Raw genomic sequence first — 25,388 nt, forward strand, 5'->3', positions numbered from 1 at the left:
CTCACCGACCACCGGCCTTTCCGAACAGCGCGGACAGTGCCGCGGTGGGTATCGAGGCGACGACGATGAGAACCAGACCCAGGACTGCCGCACGCCCGTAGTTCATGTCGTTGTTGAGACTCCACATGTCGGTCGCGAGGGTCCTGGTGCCGATCGGCGCCAGCATCAAGGTGGCGGGCAGTTCCTTGGCCACCGAGAGGAATGCCAGCGCCGCGCCGGCCAGGACGGCCGGCGCGAGCAGTGGCAGCTGGACGCGGACTGCGGTGGCCACCGGTCCCGCTCGGAGGGTCCGCGACACCTCCGCCATCTGCGGCGGGATCGCATCGACGCCGGAGCGGACCGGCCCCAGGCACACAGGTAGGAAGAGGACCGCGTAGGTCACGATGAGCATCGCCGCGGTCAGGTAGTAATCGGGCAGGAGCCGGGTGCCCAGGAACACCATGGACAGGGCGACCGTCACGCCGGGCAGCGTGTATCCGAGGTAAGACACCACCTCGACGGCGTCACCGGTCCGTGTGCGCGGCCGGGATACGAAGAACGCCAACGGCAGGGCCAGGAGCACGATCACCATCGCGGCCTGGACCGACAACTCCATCGTGGTGCCCGCATACGGCCCGACCCAGGCGAGCAGGTCGCCGAGATCGTCGAAGCCGAGTCGCTGGGATTCGCTGATCTCCGTGCACAACCCGACGACGGGCACACAGACGCCCACCATGACGACGGACGTGACGACACCCCAGGCCACCGGTCGGTCCTGGACCTGTCGCGCTCGCAGCGGCGTGGACCCGGAGTCGACGTCGCGGCGCATGCGGCGTTCGGCCACTGCGAGCACCACGGCGATCAAGGCGAGCACGAGACCGTACAAGGCGGCGACCGATCGGTCCAGGGTTCCGTTGTAGGCGTTGTAGATCCCCACCGTGAACGGCTCGAAGCGCACGATGGCAGGACCGCCGAAATCACTGATCGCGTAGAGCGCGACCAGCAGCCCGCCGGCAATCACGACGGGACGGATGCGTGGGAGCGTGACACGCAGGAACGCTCCGGCCGGTCCGCACCCGAGGGTGCGAGCGGCGTCCTCGTCCGCCCGTCCGGTCCCGGAGATCACCGCCATGACGGGCAGCATGACGAGGGGATAGCAGGCCAGGGTCAACACCAGCGCCGCGGCCCACAACCCTTCGAATCCGGGGAACAGTCGGACCCACACGAACCCCGAGACGTAGGACGGGATCGCGAGTGGTGCAGCCAGGAGCGCGATGACCACCGCTCGTCCGCGGCGGATGCCGTGGGCCACGCACCACGCCAACCCCACACCCACCACGATCGACGCACACGTCACGATGACCGCGAGTTGCGCCGTGCGCCAGAGCAGTTGCCCCGTGCGGGGCCGGAACAGAAGCGCGACCGCCTCATCGATGCCGATCCCCACAACCCGGATCACGAGGTAAACCGCAGGGGTGATCAGCAGCAACGCGATCACGACACTGACCGACCCCAACAGAATTCGTCCCGACCGCGTTCTCTGGCCGGGACGAATTCGGATGCGGGTCAACAGATCAGACAGCGCCGACCTCGTTCAGCAGTTTGTCGGTCCCCGCGACGTCGGCGAGCTCGTCGAGCGTGATCTGCGGCGGCGACAGCTGGTCCAGGGTCGGCAGCCCCGGGACCGGAAGCGGCTCGTTGCCGATCACCGGATATTCGCCGACCTCGGTCGCGAAGTACGTCTGGGTTTCGGGCGTCAGCAGCTGCCGGATGAACTCGAAAGCCTGCTCCTTGTCGGATGCCGTCTTCAGCACACCGATAGCCGCGACATTCACCAGCGCGCCGGGGTCGCCGTCGGAGAAGAAGTGGAGTCGACCGGGCACGTTCTCGATCCCCTTCTCCTGCACTTCCTGAACCCAGTAGTAGTGATTGGTGAGGCCCGCGGCGAGCTGACCGCTGTTCACAGCCTCGACGATCGGGCCGTTGCCGTCGAAGGACTTGGGGTCGTTCGCCAGAAATGCGGAGAGCCAGTCCCGCGCACCCGCGTCACCGCGGGTCAGTCGCAGAGCCGTCACGAAGGACTTGAAGGAAGCATTGGTCGGCGCATAGCCAACCTTTCCGCGCATCTCCGGTGCGAGCAGGCCGTCGATGCCGGCAGGCAGCTGGGCCGCGGGCAGCTGGCGCGGGTCGTAGATCAGCACACGCGAACGTGCGGAGGTGGACACCCAGGTACCCGTCTCGGACCGATAGGCCTCCGGGATGTTCGCGGCGATGTCGGCGGGCAGCGGCTCGAGCAGACCGGCGTCGGCAAGAGCACCCAGCTCACCGGCATCCTGCGCGAAGAACAGGTCGGCCGGCGACCGGTCGCCTTCCTCGAGAATCTGGGCGGCCTTCTTGTCGTACCCGGCTGTCACCGGGATCGTGCCCCCGATGCGCTCGACGAGCGGACCGACCAGCGACTCCGAACGACCCGAGTACAGGACCAGGGTCTCGTCGTCTCCCGATGTGTCGCCACCTCCACAGGCGGCGAGCAGTCCGGCCGCAACGATCGCCGCTGCGCCGATCGCGATCACTCGTCGGGCCCATCTCTTGGCTTCCACCTGTTCCACCCTTCTGTGGAGGTCATGCGGTCGACCCTGTCGCCCGCCAGCATGCGCAGCCTAACCTACGAAGCGTCGTCGACCCCAGCCGCGGTGGTTCAACTCAGCCGATCGCCGTCAGCAGCGCACGCGGACCCGCGAACACCGTCTCGCGAATGTGATTGCGCACCAATGTCCATGACGGACAATCACATTCAGCGACAACACCACGGGCGTCCACCCCTTCGCCGCGACACAGCGCGATGGCACGCCTCAGGTGGAAGTCCTGGGTCACGATGATCAGGCGCCGCACACCGAACACCTCCCGCGCGCGGCGGCAGCTCGCCGCGGTGTCGAACCCCGACGGGTCGTCGAGGATCACCTGCGCCGGTACACCCGCGGCTTCGAGGTACTCCCGCATCACCGCGGGTTCATCACCCGCCTCGGGAGAACCGTTGCCGGAATTGATGATTCGTATGGCACGACCGTCGCGATGCAGCTCCGACGCCGTGTCCAGCCGGCCGCGCACGTAGTCCCCTGGAGAACCGTCCTCGACGAGGGAACCGAGCACCAGGAGCGTGGAACCGGACGGCACCTGACCGGCGTCGAGAATCCGATCCGCAGACACGACGTACATCCACGTCGCCGAGACGGTGATCCACAGCTCGACGACCACCAGCAACACCGGCATGACGAGACGAGCTGCTGACCTCACCCGTACAACCTAGGTGCACGAACACATCTCACCCAAGATGACCATTCGACGCCCCTCCGGTGGTGACGGACCGATACTGGATACATCTGCCGCGCTCAGCCCGATGCGTAAACCGACAACCGTGGAAGAGAGTGTGAATGCAGTACATGCCGGTGACCTCGTCGATATTCCTGCTGGCCGAGACGCGCGAGCAGCCCATGCACGTGGGCGGGTTGCAGTTGTTCGTGCCGCGGGAGGGTCAGTCGTCGGCCGACCTCGCCGAGGAGGTCATCGCAGCCTTCTCCTCCTGTCGCGAGGTCCATCCGCTGTTCCGCAAGCGGCCGGCGTCCCCGGTCACGATCCTCGGCAACCTCGCCTGGACCTACGACGACGAGATCGACTTCGACTACCACGTCCGCCGTGCGGTGCTGCCGCGCCCGGGCCGCATCCGCGAGTTGCTGCGCTACGTGTCGCTGAACCACGGCACCCTGCTCGACCGGTTCCGGCCGATGTGGGAGATCCACGTCATCGAGGGCCTCGAGGACGGCCGCATCGCGCTCTACAGCAAGATCCACCATTCCATCGTCGACGGGGTGTCAGCGCTTCGCCTACTGCAGCGCATGCTCTCGCCGGACCCCGATGACCGATCCGGATCGGCACCCTGGGACCCCGCCCTCGCCGGGAAGAAGCGTCCGCGACCGGCACCGACGCTGCGGTCGCGGATCTCCGGAATCGCCGACGTCGGACTGCAGGTGGCCGGGCTCGTACCCGCGGCCGCGAAGGTGGCCATCGCCGGCCTACGGGAGCCGGACTTCGTGCCGCCGGTGCCTCGCGCCCCGCGAACCATCCTCGACGTGGCGATCGGCAGCGCCCGCCGCTTCGCCGCCCAGCAGTGGGAGATGGAGCGCCTACGTGCGGTCGCCGACGCCCTGGACATCACGCTCAACGACGTCATCGCCGCGATGTGCTCGGGTGCGCTGCGCTCGTACCTGATCGATCAGGATGCCCTGCCCGATTCCTCCCTGATCGCCGCCGTGCCCGTGTCGATGCACACCGACGGGGACAGCGACGGCAACGCCGTCACCGCGATCATGGTCGACCTGGCCACCGATCAACCCGATCCCGAACGCCGGCTCGACGCACTCGTCGCGTCGGCTCGCCAGGCCAAGAACGTCGTCCGTAGTCTGAAGCCACTGCAGGCACTCGCTCTCGGCGCGGCCAATTTCGCGCCGCTCGCCTTCGCGACCGTTCCCGGCTTCGTCCAATACGTTCCGCCGCAGTTCAACATCATCATCAGCAACGTGCCCGGGCCGTCGGAGCAGCTCTACTGGAACGGCGCCCGGCTCGACGGCGTCTACCCGGTCTCGATCGCGATGGAGGGCCTGGCGTTGAACATCACCGTGACCAGTTCGGCCGACCACGTCAACTTCGGCCTGATCGGCGCTCGTGCGCAGGTCCCGAGCCTGCAGCGGCTGCTCACCCACCTCGACACAGCCCTCGAGGAGCTGGAGAAGGTGGCCCGGGTCGGCTGACGCGGAGTGACCGCGGGGGCCAAATGGGATCCTCGACACCCTGACTCGACAGTAAGTTACTCGCGAGTACCATTCGATGTGAGATAGACCAGCGAAAATTAGGTCAACCTTGGCAGCGCGCCGACGGCGCGACGAATTACGGTTACCTGTAGTACACCGCCCTGTGGGAGAGCCCTGCGCACTCTGTGCGCTTCCTCTGTGGCGGACGACCTAGACGAAAGGCCGGTACGCGCCCGTGACAGCCACGACGATTGCCATCGGCACCACAGCAGCGGTGATCAGCCTCTTCTGTTGGTACTTGTTCCTCGGCGGCGTGGTGCGGATGTTCCGCACCATCAAACTCGGCCAGAAGGTCGACAGTTCCCGCTTCTGGCCGATAGGCCCGCGTCTGGGAACGATGATCAAGGAATTCATCGCCCACACCCGCATGGTGAAGTTCCGGACGGTGGGCTGGGCGCACTGGCTGGTGATGATCGGCTTCATGGGCGGCGCCCTGCTGTGGTTCGAGGCCTACGGTCAGTCGATCAACCCGGAGTTCCACTGGCCCCTCTTCGGTGACACCTTCGCGTGGCACCTCTGGGACGAACTGCTGGGCATCGGCACCGTGGTCGGCATCATGGTGCTGATCGTCATCCGCCAGATGAACCACCCGCGCGTACCCGAGCGGCTGTCGCGGTTCTCCGGATCACGCTTCGGCGCGGCCTACTTCGTCGAGGCCGTCGTCCTGCTCGAGGGCCTGGGCATGATCCTGGTGAAGGCATCGAAGATCGCGACGTACCACCACTCGAACGCGTACTCCGATTTCTTCACCATGCAGGTCGCCAAGATCCTGCCCGAGTCGCCGACCCTGGTGTCGATCTTCGCGGTCATCAAGCTGATGAGCGGCATGGTGTGGCTGGCCGTCGTCGGCCTGAACACCGACTGGGGCGTCGCCTGGCACCGCTTCTCGGCGTTCTTCAACATCTACTTCAAGCGTGAGGCCGACGGCGGCGTCGCCCTCGGTGCCGCCAAGCCGATGATGAGCCAGGGCAAGGTCCTCGACATGGAGACCGCCGACCCCGACGTCGACGCCTTCGGTGCGGGCAAGATCGAGGACTTCTCCTGGAAGGGCTGGCTCGACTTCTCCACCTGTACCGAATGTGGCCGCTGTCAGTCGCAGTGTCCGGCCTGGAACACCGGCAAGCCGCTGTCTCCGAAGCTGCTCATCATGTCGCTGCGCGACCACGGCAACGCCAAGGCCCCGTACCTGATGGCCGGTGGCCGCAAGGACATGGGCGGGGACGAGGTCGGCCTGGTCGACGCCGACGGCAACGTCCTCGAGGACAAGCTCAACGCGATCCCCGAGGCCGCTCGTGCCGAGGCATCCCGCAAGCTCGTCGGCGAGTCGAAGGGCAGGCTCGGCGGCGGCGAGGGTCTCGAGTCCGCGGACGGCGAATTCGATCCCGAGGCGCTGGGTGCGGTCATCGACACCGAGACCCTGTGGAGCTGCACCACCTGTGGTGCCTGCGTCGAGCAGTGCCCGGTCGACATCGAGCACGTCGACCACATCCTCGACATGCGTCGCTACCAGGTCCTGATCGAGTCGGACTTCCCCACCGAGCTGGCCGGCATGTTCAAGAACCTCGAGAACAAGGGCAACCCGTGGGGCCAGAACGCCTCCGCGCGTACCGCCTGGATCGACGAGATGGACATCGACATCCCCGTCTTCGGCAAGGACGTCGAGTCGTTCGAGGGCTTCGAGTACCTGTTCTGGGTCGGCTGCGCCGGCGCCTACGAGGACCGCGCGAAGAAGACCACCAAGGCGGTCGCCGAGCTTCTCGACATGGCCGCGGTGAACTTCATGGTTCTCGGCGAGGGCGAGACCTGTACCGGTGACTCCGCACGACGCGCCGGCAACGAGTTCCTCTTCCAGATGCTCGCGCAGCAGAACATCGAGATGCTCGGCGAGGTCTTCTCGACCGCGCCCGAGCAGCGCAAGAAGGTCGTCGTCACCTGTGCGCACTGCTTCAACGCCCTGGGCAACGAGTACCCGCAGCTGGGCGCCAAGTACGAGGTCGTCCACCACACGCAGCTGCTGAACCGACTGGTCCGCGAGAAGCGGCTCGTGCCGGTCGCCCCGCTCGGCGAGGGCGTCACCTACCACGACCCCTGTTACCTTGGCCGCCACAACAAGGTCTACGACGCCCCGCGCGAGCTGATGGGTGCCGCCGGATCGACCCTCACCGAGATGCCGCGTCACGGCGAACGGTCCATGTGCTGTGGCGCCGGTGGTGCCCGCATGTGGATGGAAGAGCAGATCGGCAAGCGCATCAACCTCGACCGGGTCGACGAGGCGCTGGACACCCTCGGTGACACCACGGGTGACCAGGTCAAGAAGGTCGCCACCGGTTGCCCGTTCTGTCGCGTGATGCTGACCGACGGTGTGACCGCACGGACCAGCGGCACCGAGTCCGAGGGCAAGGTCGAGGTCGTCGACGTCGCGCAGCTGCTGCTCGACTCGGTCAAGCGCGGCCAGACCGAGGTCAAGCTCGGCGGTCGCTTCCTCGGACCGCGTCCGAGCGCCCCGGAACCCGAGCCGGAACCGGAGCCCGAGAAGGTTCCTGCGGCCGCCGCCGCAGCTGCGACGGCCACCACCGAGGCGGCTCCGAAGCCGAAGGTCGGCCTGGGCATGAAGGGCGGCAAGAAGCCCGGTGCCGCGGCCAAGACCGAAGCACCGGCCGCCGCACCTGCCGAGGCGCCCGCCGAGAAGAAGCCCGCGTCGAAGGGCTTCGGAATGAAGGGCGGCAAGAAGCCGGGTGCTGCGGCCGCGGCACCGGCTGCCGAGGCGGCACCCGCCGAGACGACGGCAGAGGCAACCGCCGAGACGACGGCCGCGCCGGCCGAGAAGAAGCCCGCGTCGAAGGGCTTCGGCATGAAGGGCGGCGCGAAGCGTCCGGGTGCGGCGAGCAAGCCTGCCGCGTCGGCCGCTCCCGCTCCCGCCGAGGCCGAGTCGTCGGAGGCCGTGAAGGCCGAGGCGCCCGCGGCTGAGAAGCCTGCCGAGGCCAAGCCTGCCAAGGCCAAGGGCTTCGGTATGGCCGCCGGCAAGCGTCCCGGTCAGAGGACGGCCACCCCGAACGCGGCAGCTGCCGACGCCGGAGTGACCGCGCCTGCCGAGAGCAAGGTCGCCGAGGCCGAGTCGGCACCCGACGCGGCTCCGACCGTCGACACCGAGTCGGCCACGGCAACCGCGGCAACGGGCACCGCTGCCGCGACCGAGGAGAAGCCGGCCAAGGCGAAGGGCTTCGGTATGGCCGCTGGCAAGAAGCGTCCGGGCGGGATCGGCAAGGCCGCCCCCAAGCCGGCCGCGGAAGCACCGGCAGCCGAGGCACCGGCTGCGGCGGCTCCGGACGCCGAGGCTCCTGCCGAGGAGACCGAGGCGACCCCGGCAGCCGAGGCACCGGCAGCGGAAGCCCCGGCCGAGACGAACGGGGCCGAGGTCCCGGCTCCGTCGAGCAACGGCTCGGGCGATGCCCGCACCATCGCCGAGACGGGGGCGTCGAAGGCCAAGGGCTTCGGCATCGCCGCGGGCAAGAAGCGGCCCGGCCACCAGTAGTCACCAGCGATACCGCGAAACGGGCTCCGACCACCACGGTCGGAGCCCGTTTTCGTAGGCGGGGCCACTACCGCGCCGCACTGGCGGAAACCGATTTGCACGCGGCTGCGACAATTGAACTCGTGAGTAGGCCCCATGTGTCGCATCTGAACCAGAACCTCAAGCCGCTCGAGCAGTCGCTCAAGCTGCAGAACGTGTGCTACGAGATCCGCGGTCCCGTACACGAGCACGCGCAGCGGCTCGAGGCAGAGGGCCATCGCATCCTCAAGCTGAACATCGGGAACCCGGCGATCTTCGGGTTCGAGGCACCCGACGTGATCATGCGCGACATGATCCATGCACTGCCGTACTCGCAGGGCTACTCCGAATCGGCAGGCGTGCTGTCCGCGAGACGCGCCGTCGTGACACGGTACGAGCTCATCCCCGACTTCCCCTACTTCGACGTCGACGACGTCATCCTGGGCAACGGTGTCTCCGAGCTCATCACGATGACGATGCAGGCGCTGCTCAACGACGGCGACGAGGTGCTCATCCCGGCCCCCGACTACCCGCTGTGGACGGCGATGACCTCGCTGTCCGGCGGCCGTCCGGTGCACTACCGCTGCGACGAGGAAAACGGCTGGAACCCCGACATCGCCGACATCGCGTCGAAGATCACCGACCGCACCAAGGCGATCGTCATCATCAACCCCAACAACCCGACGGGCGCGGTCTACTCACGCGAAATCCTGCAGCAGCTCGTCGAACTGGCGCGTGAACACTCGTTGCTGATCCTCGCCGACGAGATCTACGACAAGATCCTCTACGACGACGCCGAGCACATCAACGTCGCCTCGCTGGCGCCGGATCTGTTGTGCCTCACCTTCAACGGCCTGTCCAAGGCGTACCGCGTATGCGGTTACCGCGCCGGTTGGGTCGTCTTCACCGGCCCGAAGGACCATGCCACGGGCTTCCTCGAGGGCATGGGCATCCTCGCATCGACCCGCCTGTGTGCGAATGTGCCCGGCCAGCACGCGATCCAGGTGGCGCTGGGTGGGTACCAGTCCATCGACGCGCTCGTCTCCCCGGGCGGTCGCCTCTACGAGCAGCGCAACGTCACCTGGGAGAAGCTCAACGAGATCCCTGGTGTCAGCTGCGTGAAGCCCAAGGGGGCCCTGTACGCCTTCCCGCGCCTCGACCCCGAGGTACACGAGATCCACAACGACGAGCTGTTCGTCCAGGACCTGCTACTGCAGGAGAAGATCCTCGTCGTGCAGGGCACCGGGTTCAACCTCGAGGACCACAACCACTTCCGCATCGTCACGCTGCCGTGGTCGCGGGACCTCAAGGAGGCCGTCGAACGGATCGGCAACTTCCTGTCGTCGTACCGCCAGTAGGTTGCGGAGCGCCGTCTCGAAGGGCCCGGTCTTCTGACCGGGCCTCTTTGTCTCCTCCAGGGTCTGGACATTTGTGTAACCGTTGGTAACGTGTACCTCCAATCGGGGTCTACAACGAGGTGACACGGATGTCCGAACATGCAGTGCAGGTGCGTCCCGACTGGCGACGGGGAACGGTGACCGGCGACGGCGTCACCCTCGCGACCTTCGAACTCGGGGACCCGGAGAATCCGACGGTCATGCTGGTGCACGGCTGGCCCGACACCCACCATCTCTGGACCCACATCGCACCTCGGCTGGCCGAGAAGTATCACGTGGTCGCCTATGACTGCCGCGGATTCGGCGAAAGCGACCGTCCAGGCGAGGTCGGTGCGTACCGGCTGGCCGAGCTCGCCGACGACCTCTTCGCCGTCGCCGAAGCGGTGAGTCCCGACGCTCCCGTGCACGTCGTCGGTCACGACTGGGGTTCGGTCCAGGCCTGGGAGGCCGTCAGCCGACCGAGGTCGCACACCCGCATCGCATCCTTCGTCTCGGTCTCCGGACCCAACCTCGACCACCTCGGTCAGCTGTTACGCGAAGGACTGACCCGCCCGACACCCCGCCGCATGCGAACCATTGCGACGCAGTCACTCTCATCGGCCTACACGGGACTGTTCCAGCTGCCGGTGCTGCCGAACGCCCTGCTGACCGCACTGGGAAGTCCGCGGGCGTGGAAGCAGTTCCTGCACACCATCGAGGGCACCCCACCGGAGAACGTCGTCGTCGCCGAGACACTGCGCCGCGACATGATCACCGGACTCGCGCTCTATCGCGCCAACATCCGCCAGAAACTGGCCCGCCCGGAGCCCCGCTCGACCGCGGTGCCGGTGCTGCAGGTGGTCAACGAGCGCGACATCGCCCTGCGTCCGGCCATCTACGACAACACCCCGACCTATGCGGCCAAGCTGTGGCGGCGCGACACCCCGACCGGCCACTGGCTGCCGTATACCAAGCCGGGCTACCTGACCGACACGATCCTGGATTTCCTTGCCGCGCAGACCGACAACGAGGCGCCGCCGACCGTCGAGCGGTCGCGGGTGTTCGCCGAACCGAAACCGTTGGCCGGAAAGCTGGTCGTGATCACCGGCGCGGGCAGTGGCATCGGTCGGGAGACCGCACTGCTCCTCGCCGAGCGCGGGTGCGAACTCGTGCTCGCCGACCGGAACCTCGACACCGCCGCCGAGACGGCGCAGGCCTGCAAGATCGCCGGCGCGGTGGCGCACGCCTACCTCCTCGACGTGTCCGACACCGACTCGTTCACGTCCTTCGCCGCGACGGTCCGGGAGAGCCACGGGGTACCCGACATTGTGATCAACAACGCCGGGATCGGCTTGGCCGGTGGGGCTCTCGCCGCAACCGACGAGCAGGTCGATCGGCTCTTCGACGTCAACCTGCGCGGGGTCATCACGGGGAGCCGCGAGTTCGGCCGTCAGATGGTGGACCGCGGAGTGGGCGGGCACATCGTCAACGTCTCCTCGGCCGCGGCGTTCACGCCGTCGCGCAGCCTCGGCTTGTACTCGGCGTCGAAGGCGGGGGTCCTGCTGTTCTCGGAGTCGCTGCGCGCCGAACTCGCCGAGCACCGCATCGGTGTCAGCGCCATCTGCCCGGGCATCGTCGACACCAACATCGTGTCGTCGTCGCCGATCGCCGGACTGGACGCCGATACCGAACAGGCACAACGAGATCGGCTGAACCGCTTCTACCAGCGCCGAGGTTTCACCCCGGATCGGGTGGCCGTCGAGATCGTCTCGGCGATCGAGCACAACAAGGCAGTCGTCCCGGTGACGCCCGAGGCGAAGGTCGGTTATCGCATATACCGTTTCGCGCCGTGGCTGTCGCGCATCGGCGCCCGACAGAAGGTGACCGGATGAGCACCGTCGAACGCCCGCGTCCGGACCTGAGCCACACCGATCAGACGAGTGCTGATCAAGCCGATCCCGGCCCGGTCGAACTGCATGCCCGCAACGTGGCATTCGACTGGGACGACGTGCCCCTGCACTGGATTCCCGGCCACCCGGTGGCGTCCAACTTCATCAGCGTGTTGAATCTTCTTCTCCCGGAGGGGGAACGCTGGTTTGTGCAGACCTACAACGAGGCGCTGCCGCTGGTGGCCGACGAGGAACTCGCCTCTCGCATGCGGGGTTTCATCGGACAGGAGGCGATGCACGCCGAAGCTCACGACCATGTGCTGTGGGAGTTCCTCGATCACCACGGCATCGATCCACGTCCGTACCAGCTGCAGATGGAGTGGGTCTTCCGCAGAGTTCTCGGACCGGCGACGAGCGGCCCGCCGCAAGCGCGGCACAAGCACCTCATCGAGCGGTTGTGGCTGATCGCCGCCCTCGAGCACTACACCGCGGTGCTCGGCGATTTCGCACTGAACAACAACTGGATCGAGACCGGCGCGCATCCGACGATGGCCGATCTGTTCATGTGGCACGGCGCGGAGGAAGTGGAACATCGGGCCGTCGCGCACGACGTCGCAGCCTATTTCGGCGACAGTTACCTCCGCCGCGGGCGCGCGATGCTCGCCGTCCTCCCGATGCTGCTGTTCCTCATACAGCGCGGCTACCGGTTCATCATGAAGCAGGACACGTCGGTGTCCTACAACTACATCCAGAAGAAGTGGCAGTTCCACCGCGGCGTGCGCGCCAACGTCCTGCCCCCGCTTCGGAGCATCGTCTTCTCCACATTCAGTTACTTCCGGCCCGGCTTCCGCCCCGAACAGATCGGCAGCACCGCCCAGGCCGTCGCATACCTCGCCAAGTCACCGGCCGCACGCAACGCGGCCTGAGAGACTCCGATGAACCAACGCGCACATCCGCATTCGACGAGTCTCACCCAGCCACCGCCACATCTGTACGGGCGGTGGCGCCGCGATCCGATCCTCACCGTCGGGACCGCGTTCATGCGGGCGTGGTGGCCGGCCTGGCGGCCGCTGTCCCCGCTGAGGCCGGCGCCGGTCAACGACGGGATCACCCACGTCCGCATCGTGGACCGCGAGGTCGTCGCACATGACGAGAACGTCATCGCGCTGACCCTCACGGCCGCGGACGGCGGGGTGCTGCCGTCGTGGCACGCGGGTGCCCACATCGACGTGCTGCTCCCGTCCGGCCGCATGCGCGAGTACTCGTTGTGCGGCGACACCGCGGACCGTGAGCACTACCGCATCGCGGTGCGGCGCATCCCGGACGGCGGTGGCGGTTCCATCGAGGTCCACGACGCTTTGGAGATCGGCGACGTGATGTCGATCAAGGGACCGCGCAACGCTTTCCCCCTGGCGGTACCCGGCCACGGATCGCCCGCTCGCCGGATTCGCTTCATCGCCGCCGGGATCGGCATCACGCCGATCCTGCCGATGCTGACGGTGGCGGAGCGCTTCGGGCTGGACTGGTCGATGATCTACACCGGTCGCTCGGCCGACTCGATCCCCTTCCTCGACGATGTGGCGAGGTTCGGCGACCGCATCACCATCCGCACCGACGATCGGCACGGACTGCCGACGATGTCGGAACTGGTCGGTCCGGTCCCGGATTCGGACGCCGACCTCGCGGTGTACTGCTGCGGACCGGTTCCGATGCTGGAGAACCTCCGCCGCCACCTGGCCGACCGCGCGGACATCGAACTGCACTACGAACGTTTCAGTCCGCCACCGGTGGAGGACGGCACACCGTTCACGGTGACGCTGGCGTCCACGGGGGAACGGATTCCGGTGGCCGCCGACGAGTCGGCGCTCGCCGCGCTCCGGCGAGTGATGCCGTCGGTGCCTTACTCGTGTCAGCAGGGCTTCTGTGGCACATGCAAGGTCAGGACGTTGTCCGGCGACATCGACCACCGTGACAACATCCTGACCGAGCCCGAGCGGGAGGCCGGGACCATGCTGACCTGCGTGTCACGCAGTGCCGGCGGGAACCTCACGCTCGATCTGTGAGGTGGCCACTTCTCCCTGCGGACGCACCCCCGCTCCCTGAGGAGCATCCGGAGCTTGCGGAGGATGCGTCTCGAAGGGCCCTTCCTGCGAATCCGGCGCCGCGTGACGTCCGGCGACGGTGCCGCGCAACAGGACTACCGCTGCCACACCGGCCGTCGCGGTGATGACCACCGCCGCCCACACCGCGTTGTGCAGACCGTCCATGAACACCTGCTGTACCGCGACCCGGACCGTCTCGCTCATCGCGGCGGGCACCCGACCGGCGACCTCCACCCCGGCCATCACCGACTGTCCCGCGGTCGCGACCACCTCTCGTGGCAATCCGCTGTCCGACAGCCGATCCCCGATTCCCGCGACGTAGACCGAGGTCAGGATCGAGCCGAGCACCGCAACCCCGAGGGTGCCGCCGATCTCACGGGTGGTGTCGTTGACCGCGCTGCCCGCACCGGCCTGCTCCGGACGCAGAGCATCCATGATGAGCTGCGTGCACGGTCCCGAGATGAAGGCCAGGCCGGCGGCCATCAGCGACATCGACCAGACGATGAGCTCCCAGTAACCCGAAGCGCGCGAGGAGATCTCGACGAGCGCGAAGCCACCGGACATGAGGAAGGCACCCGCCACGGCGACGAAGCGTGGGCCGAACCGGTGGGACAGGGCCATCGCCACCGGCGACAGCACCGCCATCACGATGGCGAAGGGCAGGGTTCGCACACCTGCGGCCAGCGGACCGTATCCCTTGACCGCCTGGAAGAACTGGGTGATCAGGAAGATGAACCCGAACAGTGCGAAGAACGCCACGCTGATCATCCCGGCTGCGGTGGCGAACTGCCGGTTGGCGAACAGTCGCACATCGAGGATGGGGTGGGCCATGCGTAGCTGCGTCACCACGAACACGGACAGGATCGACAGGGCCGCAACGATTCCGAGGACGGTTCGGACCTCACCCCAACCGACGTGAGGTGCCTCGATCAGCGTGTAGGTGAGAAGCCCCAGACCGGCAACCGACAAGCCCACTCCGACGGCGTCGAATCGCGGCACCGCCAACGGCCGGGTACCGGGGACGACCGCGAGGATCACCGCCAACGCGGCCAGACCGAATGGGACGTTGACCCAGAAGACCGAGGTCCACGAGAAGTGCTCGAGCAGCCAGCCACCCAAGACGGGACCGATGGCGACGGCCACACCGGAGACGGCCGCCCAGATACCGACGGCCGTCGCCCGCTCCCGGGCGTCGACGAAGATCGTCGTGATGATCGCCAGCGTCGCCGGGAACACCAGTGCGGCAAAGAGTCCCAGGCCGCCGCGCGACGCGATGAGCTGGCCCAGGTTCTGCGACGACGCCGCCAGGATCGAGACCGCCATGAAGCCGACGACGCCGGTGAGGAGCATCCGCCGGTGGCCGAACCGGTCACCCAGATAGCCACCGGTCAAGAGCAGGCCGGCGAACACGAGCGTGTAGGCGTCGACGATCCATTGCAGGCCGGAGATCCCGGCGTCGAGGTCGCGGGCCAGCGTCGGCAGAGCGACGTTGACGATCGTGTTGTCGATCATGACCAGCAGTTCGGCAAAGCTGAGGGCGCCGAGCGCCCACCAGCGTGAGCCCATACGTCCTGTACGCATCGGCATTCTCCTGTTCCGTGAGCTGATGAAGTCCAGATGAAGTAGAACCTCGTCCTACAGTTATAGAACATTGTTCTATTCCAGAAGAACACCGTGCTAGTAGATTGTCAATATGCCCACCGCAAAGCCGCGCACCCGAACCTCCGCCGCCGACGTCCGGTCGGCTCTGCTGCGCGCCGGTCGTGCGATCCTCGAGCGCGACGGCGAAGCCGGGCTCACCGTGCGGGCGGCCGCAGCTGAGGCGAAGGTCGCGCCGATGGGCGTCTACAACCACTTCGACGGTCGCGATGGACTATTGGATGCGCTGGTCACCGATGGTTTCGCCGAGTTCGCACGAGCAGTGGGAGCCACCGACGACGACCCGGTCGCCCGCTTACGGAACTCCGGTCGCGGTTACCGCGAGTTCGCCGTGTCGAACCCCGTTCTCTACGGGCTGATGTTCTCCACGCGCTGCACGCCGGATCTCGAGGTGGCGGCGCATGCATTCGACGTACTCGTCGACGTCATCCGGTACGGACAGGTGGCCGGCGTCGTGATGGCCGGCGATCCCGCCGATCTCGCCATGCAGGCCTGGTCAGCGGTTCACGGTGCAGTCAGCCTGGAACTCGCCGGCACGCACCCGCCACAGGTCGACGGCGCGGCGAACTACGAGAGGGTACTGGCGTTCGTCGCGCGAGGCCTGGCGCCGAGCCCCGCCGACTGATCACGGCAGGACGATCGGCGGCAGTCCGGGAATCGGATTCGGGATCGTCACGCCGCGCTGCGGACGCGGTGCGCGGGATCGTGGTCGCGGTGCCGGCCCCTGCTCGTTGGTCACCACCGGCGGTGGCGGTGGGGTGTAGCGCTGCGCGGGCTGACGCGCCTCGGCGACGATGGCCGGGTCGGCGTACTCCTGGCCGGTCGGCGCCGCGGTGGTGGGCGCCGTCGTGGTGGGCGTGGTCGTGGTGGGAGCAGCAACGGGCGCCTGCGAGGAGTCATCGTTCCCCGTGGCCAGTGCGACCGCGACCGCGGTGATGGCCAGCGCACATACCAGCGCCAGGCCTGCCAGGACCGTGCGTCGCGAACGGGACGGCACCGGAGCAGGTCGGCCGTAGGGCGAATGCTGTTCCGGCGCAGGGAACGTGCGATCGGCCGGGATCATCGGGGCGGTGCCGACGGCCTGCGGACCCGGGTCAATTCGCCGTGCCGCGTACTCGAAGGCCGTCGGCATGTTCACGTGCTCTCGAACCGGCGCAGGGTCTTGCGCGGGTGGAGTTCCGAAGACAGAGGTCGCTGTGGCACCGAATGCCGTTGCGGGCGCGGGATCCACCGGACGTGAAGGCTGCTCACTGGATATGCGGTCAACATCGACGACCGGGAAATCGCCTGAGCGACCAGGGCTCCCGATCGCCGGCTCGGTCACCTCGTCGGCCACAAGGTTCGGCGTCGTGTCGACGACTGATTCTGCGTCGAGTTCGACGGTGGCATCGACAACATCTTCGACCTCGACTGCGACCCCGGACTCCTTGTCGGGGTCGGCACCGGCACGCGCAGCTTGTGACTCTTCGGCGCTCTCGGCCGCCACGGCGTCCGGCTCGGTCGATGTGTTGTCGGTGCTGTAGCTGGTGTGCGCGGCGGCGCTGTTGTCTGTATCGACGCTGTGGTCTGCGGCGGCGCTGTTGTCTGAATCGGCGCTGTGGTCTGCGTCGGCGGCGGGCGCGGTTCCGTCGTTGTCGGGGTCAGCGGACGTCGCTGCCTCGGCGTCGGGGGCGTCGGCAGCCGCATCCGGTGTGTGCGCTTCCCGCGGGCCGCTGAGCGGTACAGCCGGCACCGTGGCCGTCAGCGGACTGGGAGCAGCGTCGACGACCGGTACCTGTACGGCTTTGGCGATCCCGTCGCGCAGGCCGGGCCACACGCTCAGACCGTCGGTGATGACGACTGCGGGGGCCTGCGCACCGGCCACTGCTGCGCGCGCCAGTTCCTCACCGCGTGCGATGAGCGCGCCGCCCGCCTCCTCGACATCCCGGCGTGCCAGGCGGAACAGCCGAATGTGTCGGCGTCCCATAAGAAATGTGCCGTCGGAATCCTGCAGGCGTTCGCGTCCGCGGGCGATGAGATCGAAGAGTTCGTCATGCCATTCCGGCGATGTCGGTGACTCGACGCGCCCGATCTTGATCAGATGGTCGGCGATGGCGCGGTCGAGCGCACCGACGGACAGGGCCACGTCGGAATAGGTGTCGGCGACCGCGCCCCGGGAGGTGTCGAACCGCCCGACGGACACGCAACCGTTCCCGTCGAGACCCAGCAGTACCACCTCAGGGGCGTCGAGCCCGCGCTGACGGAGTGTGGCCCGCACGTCGTCGAGCACGGCGGGATGAACCGAGACCTCTGCAGACGCAGAGGCCGGCCCCAGGGCCGCATCGAACACCGTGTCGGTCATCTGATCAATTCCTGCACTTGTGTGCACCTCGCCCTACACGCCCCCACGGCGAGAAGGTGCCCCCGTCAATCGCGGGGTTAACCTAACACGTCCACTCGGGGAACCGCTTTCGACGAAGCCCCGTTCACCTGCGTGAACGAACTTGTTGTCCCAATTTTTCGCGCCGGCACCGGACCGCCCAGCGCCCGGTAGTCCCACCCGGCGTCCCGCCAGGCCTGTGGGTCGAGGCAACGACGGGTGTCGACGATGCGCTTGTGGCGGACCACGGGCGCGAGCTCGTCGGGTGACATGTGGACGAACTCCGCCCATTCGGTGGCGATGACGACGACATCGGCGCGATCGCAGGCCTCGCGCGCCGACGCCGCGTAGCCCAGCGTCGGCTGCACCCGGCGCGAATTGCCCATTGCCTGCGGGTCGAAGACGGTGACCGAGGCCCCGTCCAGCGCGAGACGGCCCGCAACGGCGAGCGCGGGAGAGTCGCGGACGTCGTCGCTCTCGGGTTTGAAGGCGGAACCGAGTACGGCGACATTGCGGCCCAACGCTTCTCCGCCGAGCGCCTCGGCGACGAGTTCGGCGGCGGCGCTGCGCCGACGCATGTTGATGGCGTCGACCTCGCGCAGGAACCCGACCGCGCGAGGGGCGCCCATCTCGTCGGCGCGGGCGGTCAGCGCTCGGATGTCCTTGGGTAGGCAGCCGCCGCCGAAGCCCAGTCCCGCGTTGAGGAACCGCCGGCCGATCCGGGGATCGTGGCCCATGGCGTCGGCGAGCGTACCGACGTCGGCACCGGCGATCTCGCACAGTTCACTCATCGCGTTGATGAACGAGATCTTGGTGGCGAGAAACGCATTGGCAGACACTTTGACGAGTTCAGCAGTGGCCCAGTCGGTCTCGATCAGAGGCACACCGGTTTCGAGTACCTCGCGATAGATGTCTCGGACCACCTCGCCGGCCAGCGACACCGCCGGTGCGGCCTGCGGGTCGTCGACGAGCCGTCCGGCACCGAGGACCAGCCGGTCGGGCGACAGGGTGTCTTCGACGGCGAAACCCTCCCTCAGGAACTCGGGGCTCCACGACAGCTCGACGTCGGCGCCCGGCGCCGAGAGTCGCGAGATCCGTTGCGACAGTTCCTCACACGTGCCGACCGGGACGGTGGACTTGCCGATGAGGACGTGCTGGCCGCGAAGTGTGGGAACCAGTGTGTCGACGGCCGCGTGGACGTGGGACAGGTCGGCGCGGTGTCCGCGGTCCTCCTGCGGGGTGCCGACGCCGATGAAGTGGACCGAGGCGTGGTCGGCGGCGATCGAGTGGTCGGTGGTGAATCGAAGCCGTCCGGCGTCGAGGTTGCGGCGAAGGATGTCGGAGAGCCCGGGTTCGAAGAACGGGACGTCACCGGCCTGCAGGCGTTCGACCTTCCGCGGGTCGATGTCGATGCCCACGACGTCGTGTCCGAGCTCGGCCATACAGGCCGCGTGCGTCGCGCCGAGGTATCCGCATCCGATCACCGTGAGCTTCATGGTCGCAACGATTACCCAGGCGGGTGTGCCGTGAACCAACCGCGGCGTTGCGTGTGGTGATCGGTCGGGTGAACTTCTCAGTCGTTCTTGAGGAAGTTCAGGTACGCCTTCGACGGGGTGGGTCCGCGTTGCCCCTGGTACTTCGAGCCGACCTTCGCGCTGCCGTAAGGGTGCTCGGCCGGGCTGGTGAGGCGGATGAGGCACAGCTGGCCGATCTTCATGCCAGGCCACAGCGTGATCGGCAGGTTGGCCACATTGGAGAGTTCCAGGGTGATGTGTCCGGAAAAGCCGGGGTCGATGAAGCCGGCGGTCGAGTGGGTCAGGAGGCCGAGCCGCCCGAGCGAGGACTTTCCTTCGAGGCGTCCGGCGAGGTCGTCGGGCAGGCTGCACACCTCGAGGGTGGAGCCCAGCACGAACTCACCCGGGTGCAGCACGAAGGGCTCACCCTCGGTCGGTTCGACGAGGGTGGTCAGTTCGTCTTGGCGTTGGGCCGGGTCGATGTGGGTGTACCGGGTGTTGTTGAACACGCGGAACAGACTGTCGAGCCGGACGTCGACGCTGGAGGGCTGGACGAGCGCAGGATCGAATGGATCGATGGCGAGGCGCCCGTCAGCGATCTCGGAGCGGATGTCGCGGTCGGAGAGCAGCACGGTGTCGAGGTTATCGAATGGTCAGGGTGGATCTGCGCCGGTGTCCGTCGGCCCAGACGCCTCGTCCTGCCCGTGACCACTCGACCGGCGTCGACGGGCATCGGCTCGCATCCGGTTGAGGACCTCGTCGGTGCGGTTGGCGTGATTGACCTTCGGGGTCTGATCCGGGTGCGACGTCGGCGGGTGCCAGACGACGCGACCTGCGTCGACCCCATCGGTGGCGATCGTGGTGGCCCACTGGTCGTCGCCGGGGCCGACCGCACGGTTGTGCGGTCCGCATGCGGTGGTCATGTTGTCGATGTCGGTGGGGCCGTCGTCGGCTGTCCATTCGGCCACGTGGTGCAGTTCGGAGTCGAAGGACGACCGCGTGCAGCGTGGACACGTGCAGCCGCCATCGCGACCCACCGCGGCGATCCGCTGCGCCCGGGATGCCAGGCGCTTGGCCCGTCCGAGGTAGAGGACCTCACTGGTGTGGTCGCGGAATACCTCGAGGTACTGCTGCGACTCGGCGGCGAGTTCGACGACATCCTTGATCGGGAGTAGCGCCCCCGTCGCGGTGCGCGCGGGAGCCCCGGCCCGGTTGCGGAGCGCCGATTCGGTGATCGTGACGATGACGTGCGGCGGCAGTCCGTGATGGGAACGACCGAGCGCGCCGTCGTCGAGTGCGTACCGGAGCAACGCCGAGAAGGCGTCGTGGTTGCGTTTCGCGGTCGACCGGTTGTCGCGTTCGGCAGCGGCCGCGAGGGCATCGGGATCAGCACTGCCGGGGTCTCCGACGGGTGACTCCGGGTCGTCGGGGTTGTTCATGCCCGGCGCTGCCCACACCGCCAGTACGACGTCGAGCATCGCCCGGGTCTTGGGGTCGAGGTCGGCGGTGAGCTTGGACATCAGCTGTGCGTCCTGAGGGCCGAGGCGCATGCCGCGCATTCGGGCACGGTCGCGGTCGTCGGTCAGGGTTCCGTCGGGATCGAGGTGGGCGAGAATCCGCCCGCCGAGTTCGCGCAGCGAGGACGGGTCGTAGTCGCGGGCGTAATGCGCAAGCGTCGCCTCGGCGGCTTCACGGTCCGCCGGGTCTGCGGCGGCCGGGACCTTCTTCATCACCTCGACGATGACGTCGACGTTCCGCCCCGAGATCTCGCCTTGGGCAACACCTTTGGCGGTCTCCGGGAATCGCGGCTCGAGTGCCTCGCCCTGCATGTCGGGGAACTTGCCGATCGCCCACACGCGGTTGAGTAGCCGGGTGGCCTCTCCGCTGCGGTTGAGCACGCTGGTGACGAAGTTGGTGACGGTCTGGCTGCCGGCTTTCCGGTATGCGGAGCGTTCGTCGATGTCGATGATGTGGGCGGCGAACGACGTGAGCATGCGACGCTCGGCGCGTTCGTGCTCCATCGCGACCTTGAGCAGGTCTGTGTCGGAACAGTCCGTGGACGCCGTCTCGCTGATCTCGTCCAGCAGCGCGTGTAGACGCTCGTACTGGTCGAGAAGAAGTGGCTGTGATGCAGATGGCTCGCCTAAAGCCATGATTTAACCCCCGTCATCATGGCTTTACTCGAAACTATGTTCGATAGTACGGGCGTCCGCGCCGGTGCGCAACCCCGGCTCGGAAAGAATCTTCGCGCCGCTCGCGAAGACCCCGACGCCGGTTTGCTAGGCTTTCGGACGCGAGCCCAGCGCTCGCACGCCGATGTAGTTCAATGGCAGAACATCAGCTTCCCAAGCTGAATACGCGGGTTCGATTCCCGTCATCGGCTCCACCAGCACCGCCTTGGAGCGATGTTTCGCAAGTCTCGGCCGACACCTCAGAGTCGATCACACCGAGCTCCGCGTTGATCCAGTGGTGTTCGGTGTCGTCGGGTTCGCCTCGGCGTGAACGACTCTCAGCACCGGAACCGCCCCTAAGCACAACCTCCAAGACCTGTTCGAATCCTTTGGGCGTCACGTCCACTTCCACTGCCGTCTTCGCCGAGAGCCCGCGCGATCCAGCGCATCGCGGCGAGCTTCACCGCTGCGGGGGTATCGTCGTCGGTGGCGATACCGACGTTCAAGACCGGTACGTCGCCGAAGGCCCAGCACAAACCTGCCGGTAGTGGGCGGGGTTAGCCAGGTGCCCTTGCGAGGGGCGCAGGCGACGCCTCTCTTGCCGGGCGGGAGGCCATCGGGCCATGCACGACACTCCCACGACCGCTCGCACGCGCACCTACACTGAGCTTCGATGAACCGGCCGCACGAGCACCACCACCACGGTGAATCCTGCGTGGCCAGGGTTCCGCTGTTCTCCCGGCTGAGCCACGACCAGCAGGACGAGGTGGCATCGCTGGCACGACCTGTACGCGTGGGCCGCGGCGAGACTTTCGTGTGGGCGGGCCGGGACACCGCCAAGCTGTTCGTGGTGCACGAGGGCCTGGTCAAAGTCGGGCGCACCGCCGAAGACGGGCGTGAGGTCACGCTGCGCCTGCTGGGGCCCGGCGACGTCGAAGGGGAGGTCGGCTTTCTCACCGGTGCCCGGCCGGAGAACGACTACATGGCCCTCGAGAGCTCCACGATGTGCGTGTTCGACCACAGCATGCTGACCGAGCTCGTGCACCGTTACCCGGACATAGGGGTGGCGATGCTCCACTCGCTGGCGACGCGACTACAGGAGACCGAGCGGCGGCTCGCCGCCCGCACCCTCGTCGACGTCAGCGCCCGCATCGCGTCCTACCTCCTTGACCTGCCGGCGACGCGGAGCCTCGACGGAGCGCTGACCGTTCGGCTGCCCGTGTCCAAGAAAGACGTGGCCACCTATCTCGGCACCATCCCCGAGACGCTCAGCCGACGGCTCGCGGCGCTCGAGCGCGAGGGACTGATCGATGTGCGTGGTGCCGAGGTCGACCTGCTGGATCTCGAGGGCCTCGAGCGGCGGTCCGGCGGCTCTTGACCTAGGTCATGGAGCCAGGACGGACACCGGTCTAGTTTGGTGATTGCACCTGGTAGGCAACCAAGGAAAGGAGCCCGCCATGAGCATCAGCACCGCGGTCCACCGGCTTCTCGCGCTGTTCGCACGCGATGCCTCCGCCCACTGCGACACCGAGAACGGCCCAGCCGCCACCGACGGCCGCCGGGCGCTCGAGAGCGGGAACGTCAACATCGCGCTCAAGTGGGTCCAGCCCAGCGACGAGAACGAGATCCGGGCCGCTTTCGACAAGGTCCTGCGTGTCCGTGCCGCCGGCGGGGAGGCCCGCGAGGTGGCCGACCGGTGGTTCCTCGAGACCCTGGTCAGGGTTCACCGGGCGGGCGAGGGCGCCGGCTTCACCGGTCTCAAGCCCGCCGGCGAAGGCGTCACCGCGCAGGTCGCGGCAGCCGACGAGGCGCTGGACCTCGGCAGCATCGAGCCGCTGCGCGGACTCGTCGCCGACGACCGCTGGGACGAGCTCGAGCGCCGGTTCGATCGGGCCATGGCGCTCAAGGGCTTCGACACCGACGACCTGGACGCCGCTCGCGAGTACATGGACGCCTACGTCCGGTACTTCAAGTACGCCGAGGGTCACGAGCACGAGCACGGGCACGCGCACGCCGGGCACCACTGATGTGCCGGCTCACCAGGGTTCGGTCACACTCGATGGCGCCGACCCTGTCGGACGGGCGCTTCGCACTCACCAGGTCGCTCCGGCGATCGACCCCGATTCACCGGGGAGACCTGGTCGTGGTGGACCATGCCGAGACGGGCGGGCGGATCGTCAAGCGCGTGATCGGCCTACCGGGGGAGACCGTGGAGATCGACGGCGGCGCGGTTCGGATCGACGGCGTGCCGCTCGACGAGCCGTACGCCTCGCCCTCTTACTATCGCGGCATTTTTCACGTCCCCGCCGGGCACTACCTCCTGCTGGGCGACAACCGCGATGCTTCCGACGACAGCCGCACGTGGGAGCAGCCCTACGTCGAGCGGGCGGTGCTGACCGACCGACTGGTCGTAGTCCGCAATCCATTCGTCTCCAGGTCCCGCTGAGTCGATCGCGCTCCTCAACCCTCGCCCTTCGACGGTCCGGCGGGTGGCCGTAGGAGGGGCAGCGTCGGAGATGCCTTTATGCCGCGCGAGGCGTCGCCACGAGCCGTGCCTGCTGCACGTCCGCCAGGATGTTGATCCGCCGCTGCAGATAACGCGAGCTCAGAGTTGATACGGTCGTACCAGACGGAATGGTGAGCGTGCCCAGCACAGACGCCGGATGGTGGCTCACGTGACAGGCCACTGGGCTCGATGACATTCCACCACCTACTCCGCACGAAACCCGCGCACCGGGAATGCTCGGACCGCGACCACTGTTGCGCCCAGAGTCAACGACATCGTCGAAGAAGAGGTGCAGCAGTGAACATCGGGATCATCGGAGCGGGATTCATCGGCGGAACACTCACTCGTCGGCTCACCGAACTGGGACATGAGGTACGTGTTTCGAATTCTCGCTCACCCGAGACCCTTTCGGAACTGGCTGCCGAGACCGGCGCCACGGCGGTGTGGGCCGCCGAAGCCGCACACGACGCCGACCTCGTGATCGTGTCCATCCCGCAGAAGAACACCCCTCACCTGGCCGCCGGCATCGTCGACGCACGCAAATCGGGCGCACCGGTCATCGAGACCAACAACTACTACCCGCAGCAGCGCGACGGGAAGATCGAGGCGATCGAGAACGGCACCCCCGAGAGCGTGTGGGTGTCCGAGCAGATCGGTGCGCCCGTCTACAAGGTCTTCAACGGGATCTACTGGAAGCACCTGCTCACGAAGGGGCGCCCGGCCGGCGCCGAGGGCCGGATCGCACTGCCGATCGCCGGAGATCACCCGGGCGGAAAGAAGATCGTCTTCGGCATCGTCGACGAACTCGGCTTCGACCCGGTCGACGCCGGATCGCTCGCCGAGTCGTGGCGTCAGCAGCCGGGAACACCCGTGTACGGCAAGGACTTCGGCGTCGACGACACCATCACCGCACTGGCTGAGGCCTCGCCCGAGCGCACCGGGGAGTGGCGCGCCGCCTGACGTGCCGTCGGTCACCGCCGCTTCGGACGCACCCCGGGCTTCTTCCGTGCGCTCTTCCCCGGGATCTTCCCCGCGGACTCCCGCGCGGCACGCTTCGCGGCGGCCTTCTCCCTGGCCGATCGTTTCGGCGCCGGTTCGGATTGCCCCCGCGACGAAGTCGCCTTGCGACCGCGGACGATTCCGATGAATTCGTCGGCCAACTCGGTGGTCGGATCGGGCCACAACAGGCCGACGGTGCCGGTCGGCGCGTCGGACACCGGACGGTAGACGAGATCCTTGCGGTGATGTAGTCGCGCCAGGGACTGAGGCACGAGAAGGACACCGATACCGGCGGCCACGAGTTCGATTGCATCCCCGGTGGTTTCCGGACGGTGGTCGATCGCGGTGCCGGGACGACCTCGATACGCGGCGTCCTCGCTCCGCTCGGTCGGCGCTACTCGGCCAGCAGAACCACCCGC

At 67.5% G+C, this 25,388-nt stretch carries 20 protein-coding genes and 1 tRNA gene; 12 read left to right on the top strand and 9 right to left on the bottom strand.

The features are described from left to right. Position 1 precedes the first annotated feature (1 nt). The 3 genes from BPODLACK_RS19325 to BPODLACK_RS19335 all read right to left on the bottom strand — a co-directional run bounded on the left by BPODLACK_RS19325 (position 2) and on the right by BPODLACK_RS19335 (position 3,249). Positions 2-1,495: an ABC transporter permease gene (locus BPODLACK_RS19325; RefSeq protein ID WP_006437617.1), complete on the bottom strand. Its 1,494-nt coding sequence runs from the start codon at positions 1,493-1,495 to the stop codon at positions 2-4. Between the two features lie 58 nt (positions 1,496-1,553). After that, positions 1,554-2,579 (bottom strand): extracellular solute-binding protein, encoded by a 1,026-nt coding sequence (locus tag BPODLACK_RS19330; RefSeq protein ID WP_006437616.1) that lies wholly within the window; start codon positions 2,577-2,579, stop codon positions 1,554-1,556. A 103-nt stretch (positions 2,580-2,682) separates the two neighbouring features. Beyond that, complete coding sequence (locus tag BPODLACK_RS19335) at positions 2,683-3,249, bottom strand: SanA/YdcF family protein (RefSeq protein ID WP_006437614.1); 567 nt, start codon at positions 3,247-3,249, stop codon at positions 2,683-2,685. A gap of 161 nt (positions 3,250-3,410) precedes the next feature. Between BPODLACK_RS19335 and BPODLACK_RS19340 the strand changes: the two genes are divergently transcribed. From BPODLACK_RS19340 to BPODLACK_RS19365, 6 genes are all read left to right on the top strand, one after another. Further along, entirely contained in the window at positions 3,411-4,784 is a 1,374-nt protein-coding gene (locus BPODLACK_RS19340) for a WS/DGAT/MGAT family O-acyltransferase (protein WP_006437612.1), read from the top strand. Between the two features lie 235 nt (positions 4,785-5,019). After that, on the top strand, positions 5,020-8,376 hold the full coding sequence (locus BPODLACK_RS19345; RefSeq protein WP_006437611.1) for a (Fe-S)-binding protein: 3,357 nt from the start codon (positions 5,020-5,022) through the stop codon (positions 8,374-8,376). 122 nt (positions 8,377-8,498) lie between these two features. Then, entirely contained in the window at positions 8,499-9,752 is a 1,254-nt protein-coding gene (locus BPODLACK_RS19350) for a pyridoxal phosphate-dependent aminotransferase (RefSeq protein WP_024497365.1), read from the top strand. 128 nt (positions 9,753-9,880) lie between these two features. Beyond that, a complete protein-coding gene (locus BPODLACK_RS19355; RefSeq protein WP_096274733.1) occupies positions 9,881-11,662 on the top strand; it encodes an SDR family oxidoreductase in 1,782 nt (593 codons plus the stop codon). Then, a complete protein-coding gene (locus BPODLACK_RS19360) occupies positions 11,659-12,585 on the top strand; it encodes a metal-dependent hydrolase (protein ID WP_096274734.1) in 927 nt (308 codons plus the stop codon). Before BPODLACK_RS19355 ends, BPODLACK_RS19360 begins: the two co-directional genes overlap by 4 nt. 9 nt (positions 12,586-12,594) lie before the next feature. Then, positions 12,595-13,722: a PDR/VanB family oxidoreductase gene (locus tag BPODLACK_RS19365; RefSeq protein WP_096274735.1), complete on the top strand. Its 1,128-nt coding sequence runs from the start codon at positions 12,595-12,597 to the stop codon at positions 13,720-13,722. Here BPODLACK_RS19365 and BPODLACK_RS19370 read toward each other — a convergent pair. Further along, positions 13,684-15,342 (bottom strand): DHA2 family efflux MFS transporter permease subunit, encoded by a 1,659-nt coding sequence (locus BPODLACK_RS19370; RefSeq protein ID WP_024497369.1) that lies wholly within the window; start codon positions 15,340-15,342, stop codon positions 13,684-13,686. The two genes, BPODLACK_RS19365 and BPODLACK_RS19370, sit on opposite strands and share 39 nt — an antisense overlap. A 112-nt stretch (positions 15,343-15,454) precedes the next feature. On the opposite strand from BPODLACK_RS19370, the gene BPODLACK_RS19375 reads away from it, so the two are divergent. Next, on the top strand, positions 15,455-16,045 hold the full coding sequence (locus tag BPODLACK_RS19375; RefSeq protein ID WP_024497370.1) for a TetR/AcrR family transcriptional regulator: 591 nt from the start codon (positions 15,455-15,457) through the stop codon (positions 16,043-16,045). Here BPODLACK_RS19375 and BPODLACK_RS19380 read toward each other — a convergent pair whose 3' ends face one another. From BPODLACK_RS19380 to BPODLACK_RS19395, 4 genes are all read right to left on the bottom strand, one after another. Beyond that, positions 16,046-17,761 (bottom strand): hypothetical protein, encoded by a 1,716-nt coding sequence (locus tag BPODLACK_RS19380; RefSeq protein WP_024497371.1) that lies wholly within the window; start codon positions 17,759-17,761, stop codon positions 16,046-16,048. Between the two features lie 77 nt (positions 17,762-17,838). Then, positions 17,839-19,275: a UDP-glucose dehydrogenase family protein gene (locus tag BPODLACK_RS19385; protein ID WP_024497372.1), complete on the bottom strand. Its 1,437-nt coding sequence runs from the start codon at positions 19,273-19,275 to the stop codon at positions 17,839-17,841. Positions 19,276-19,352: 77 nt separating this feature from the next. Next, positions 19,353-19,925 carry a dCTP deaminase gene (gene dcd, locus BPODLACK_RS19390; protein ID WP_024497373.1) on the bottom strand — a complete coding sequence of 191 codons (573 nt, stop codon included), beginning with the start codon at positions 19,923-19,925 and terminating at the stop codon, positions 19,353-19,355. Between the two features lie 21 nt (positions 19,926-19,946). Continuing rightward, positions 19,947-21,446, bottom strand: a complete 1,500-nt coding sequence (locus BPODLACK_RS19395; RefSeq protein WP_024497374.1) for an HNH endonuclease — start codon at positions 21,444-21,446, stop codon at positions 19,947-19,949. Between the two features lie 159 nt (positions 21,447-21,605). Between BPODLACK_RS19395 and BPODLACK_RS19400 the strand changes: the two genes are divergently transcribed. From BPODLACK_RS19400 to BPODLACK_RS19420, 5 genes are all read left to right on the top strand, one after another. Next, positions 21,606-21,679: transfer RNA gene (locus BPODLACK_RS19400), tRNA-Gly, on the top strand. A 458-nt stretch (positions 21,680-22,137) separates the two neighbouring features. Beyond that, positions 22,138-22,842: a Crp/Fnr family transcriptional regulator gene (locus BPODLACK_RS19405; protein WP_024497375.1), complete on the top strand. Its 705-nt coding sequence runs from the start codon at positions 22,138-22,140 to the stop codon at positions 22,840-22,842. A gap of 79 nt (positions 22,843-22,921) precedes the next feature. Beyond that, positions 22,922-23,491, top strand: a complete 570-nt coding sequence (locus tag BPODLACK_RS19410) for a DUF6448 family protein (protein WP_024497376.1) — start codon at positions 22,922-22,924, stop codon at positions 23,489-23,491. Continuing rightward, positions 23,491-23,910 (top strand): signal peptidase I, encoded by a 420-nt coding sequence (gene lepB, locus BPODLACK_RS19415; protein WP_081712367.1) that lies wholly within the window; start codon positions 23,491-23,493, stop codon positions 23,908-23,910. Before BPODLACK_RS19410 ends, lepB begins: the two co-directional genes overlap by 1 nt. A gap of 249 nt (positions 23,911-24,159) precedes the next feature. Further along, entirely contained in the window at positions 24,160-24,930 is a 771-nt protein-coding gene (locus tag BPODLACK_RS19420) for an NADPH-dependent F420 reductase (protein WP_159406000.1), read from the top strand. An 11-nt stretch (positions 24,931-24,941) separates the two neighbouring features. Here BPODLACK_RS19420 and BPODLACK_RS23635 read toward each other — a convergent pair. Next, the coding region (locus BPODLACK_RS23635; protein WP_236577721.1) for a LysR substrate-binding domain-containing protein at positions 24,942-25,388 on the bottom strand (447 nt) is incomplete at its 5' end.

Origin of the sequence: Gordonia sp. YY1, from assembly GCF_009872315.1 — a bacterium.
In the GTDB taxonomy this organism is placed as follows: domain Bacteria; phylum Actinomycetota; class Actinomycetes; order Mycobacteriales; family Mycobacteriaceae; genus Gordonia; species Gordonia amicalis.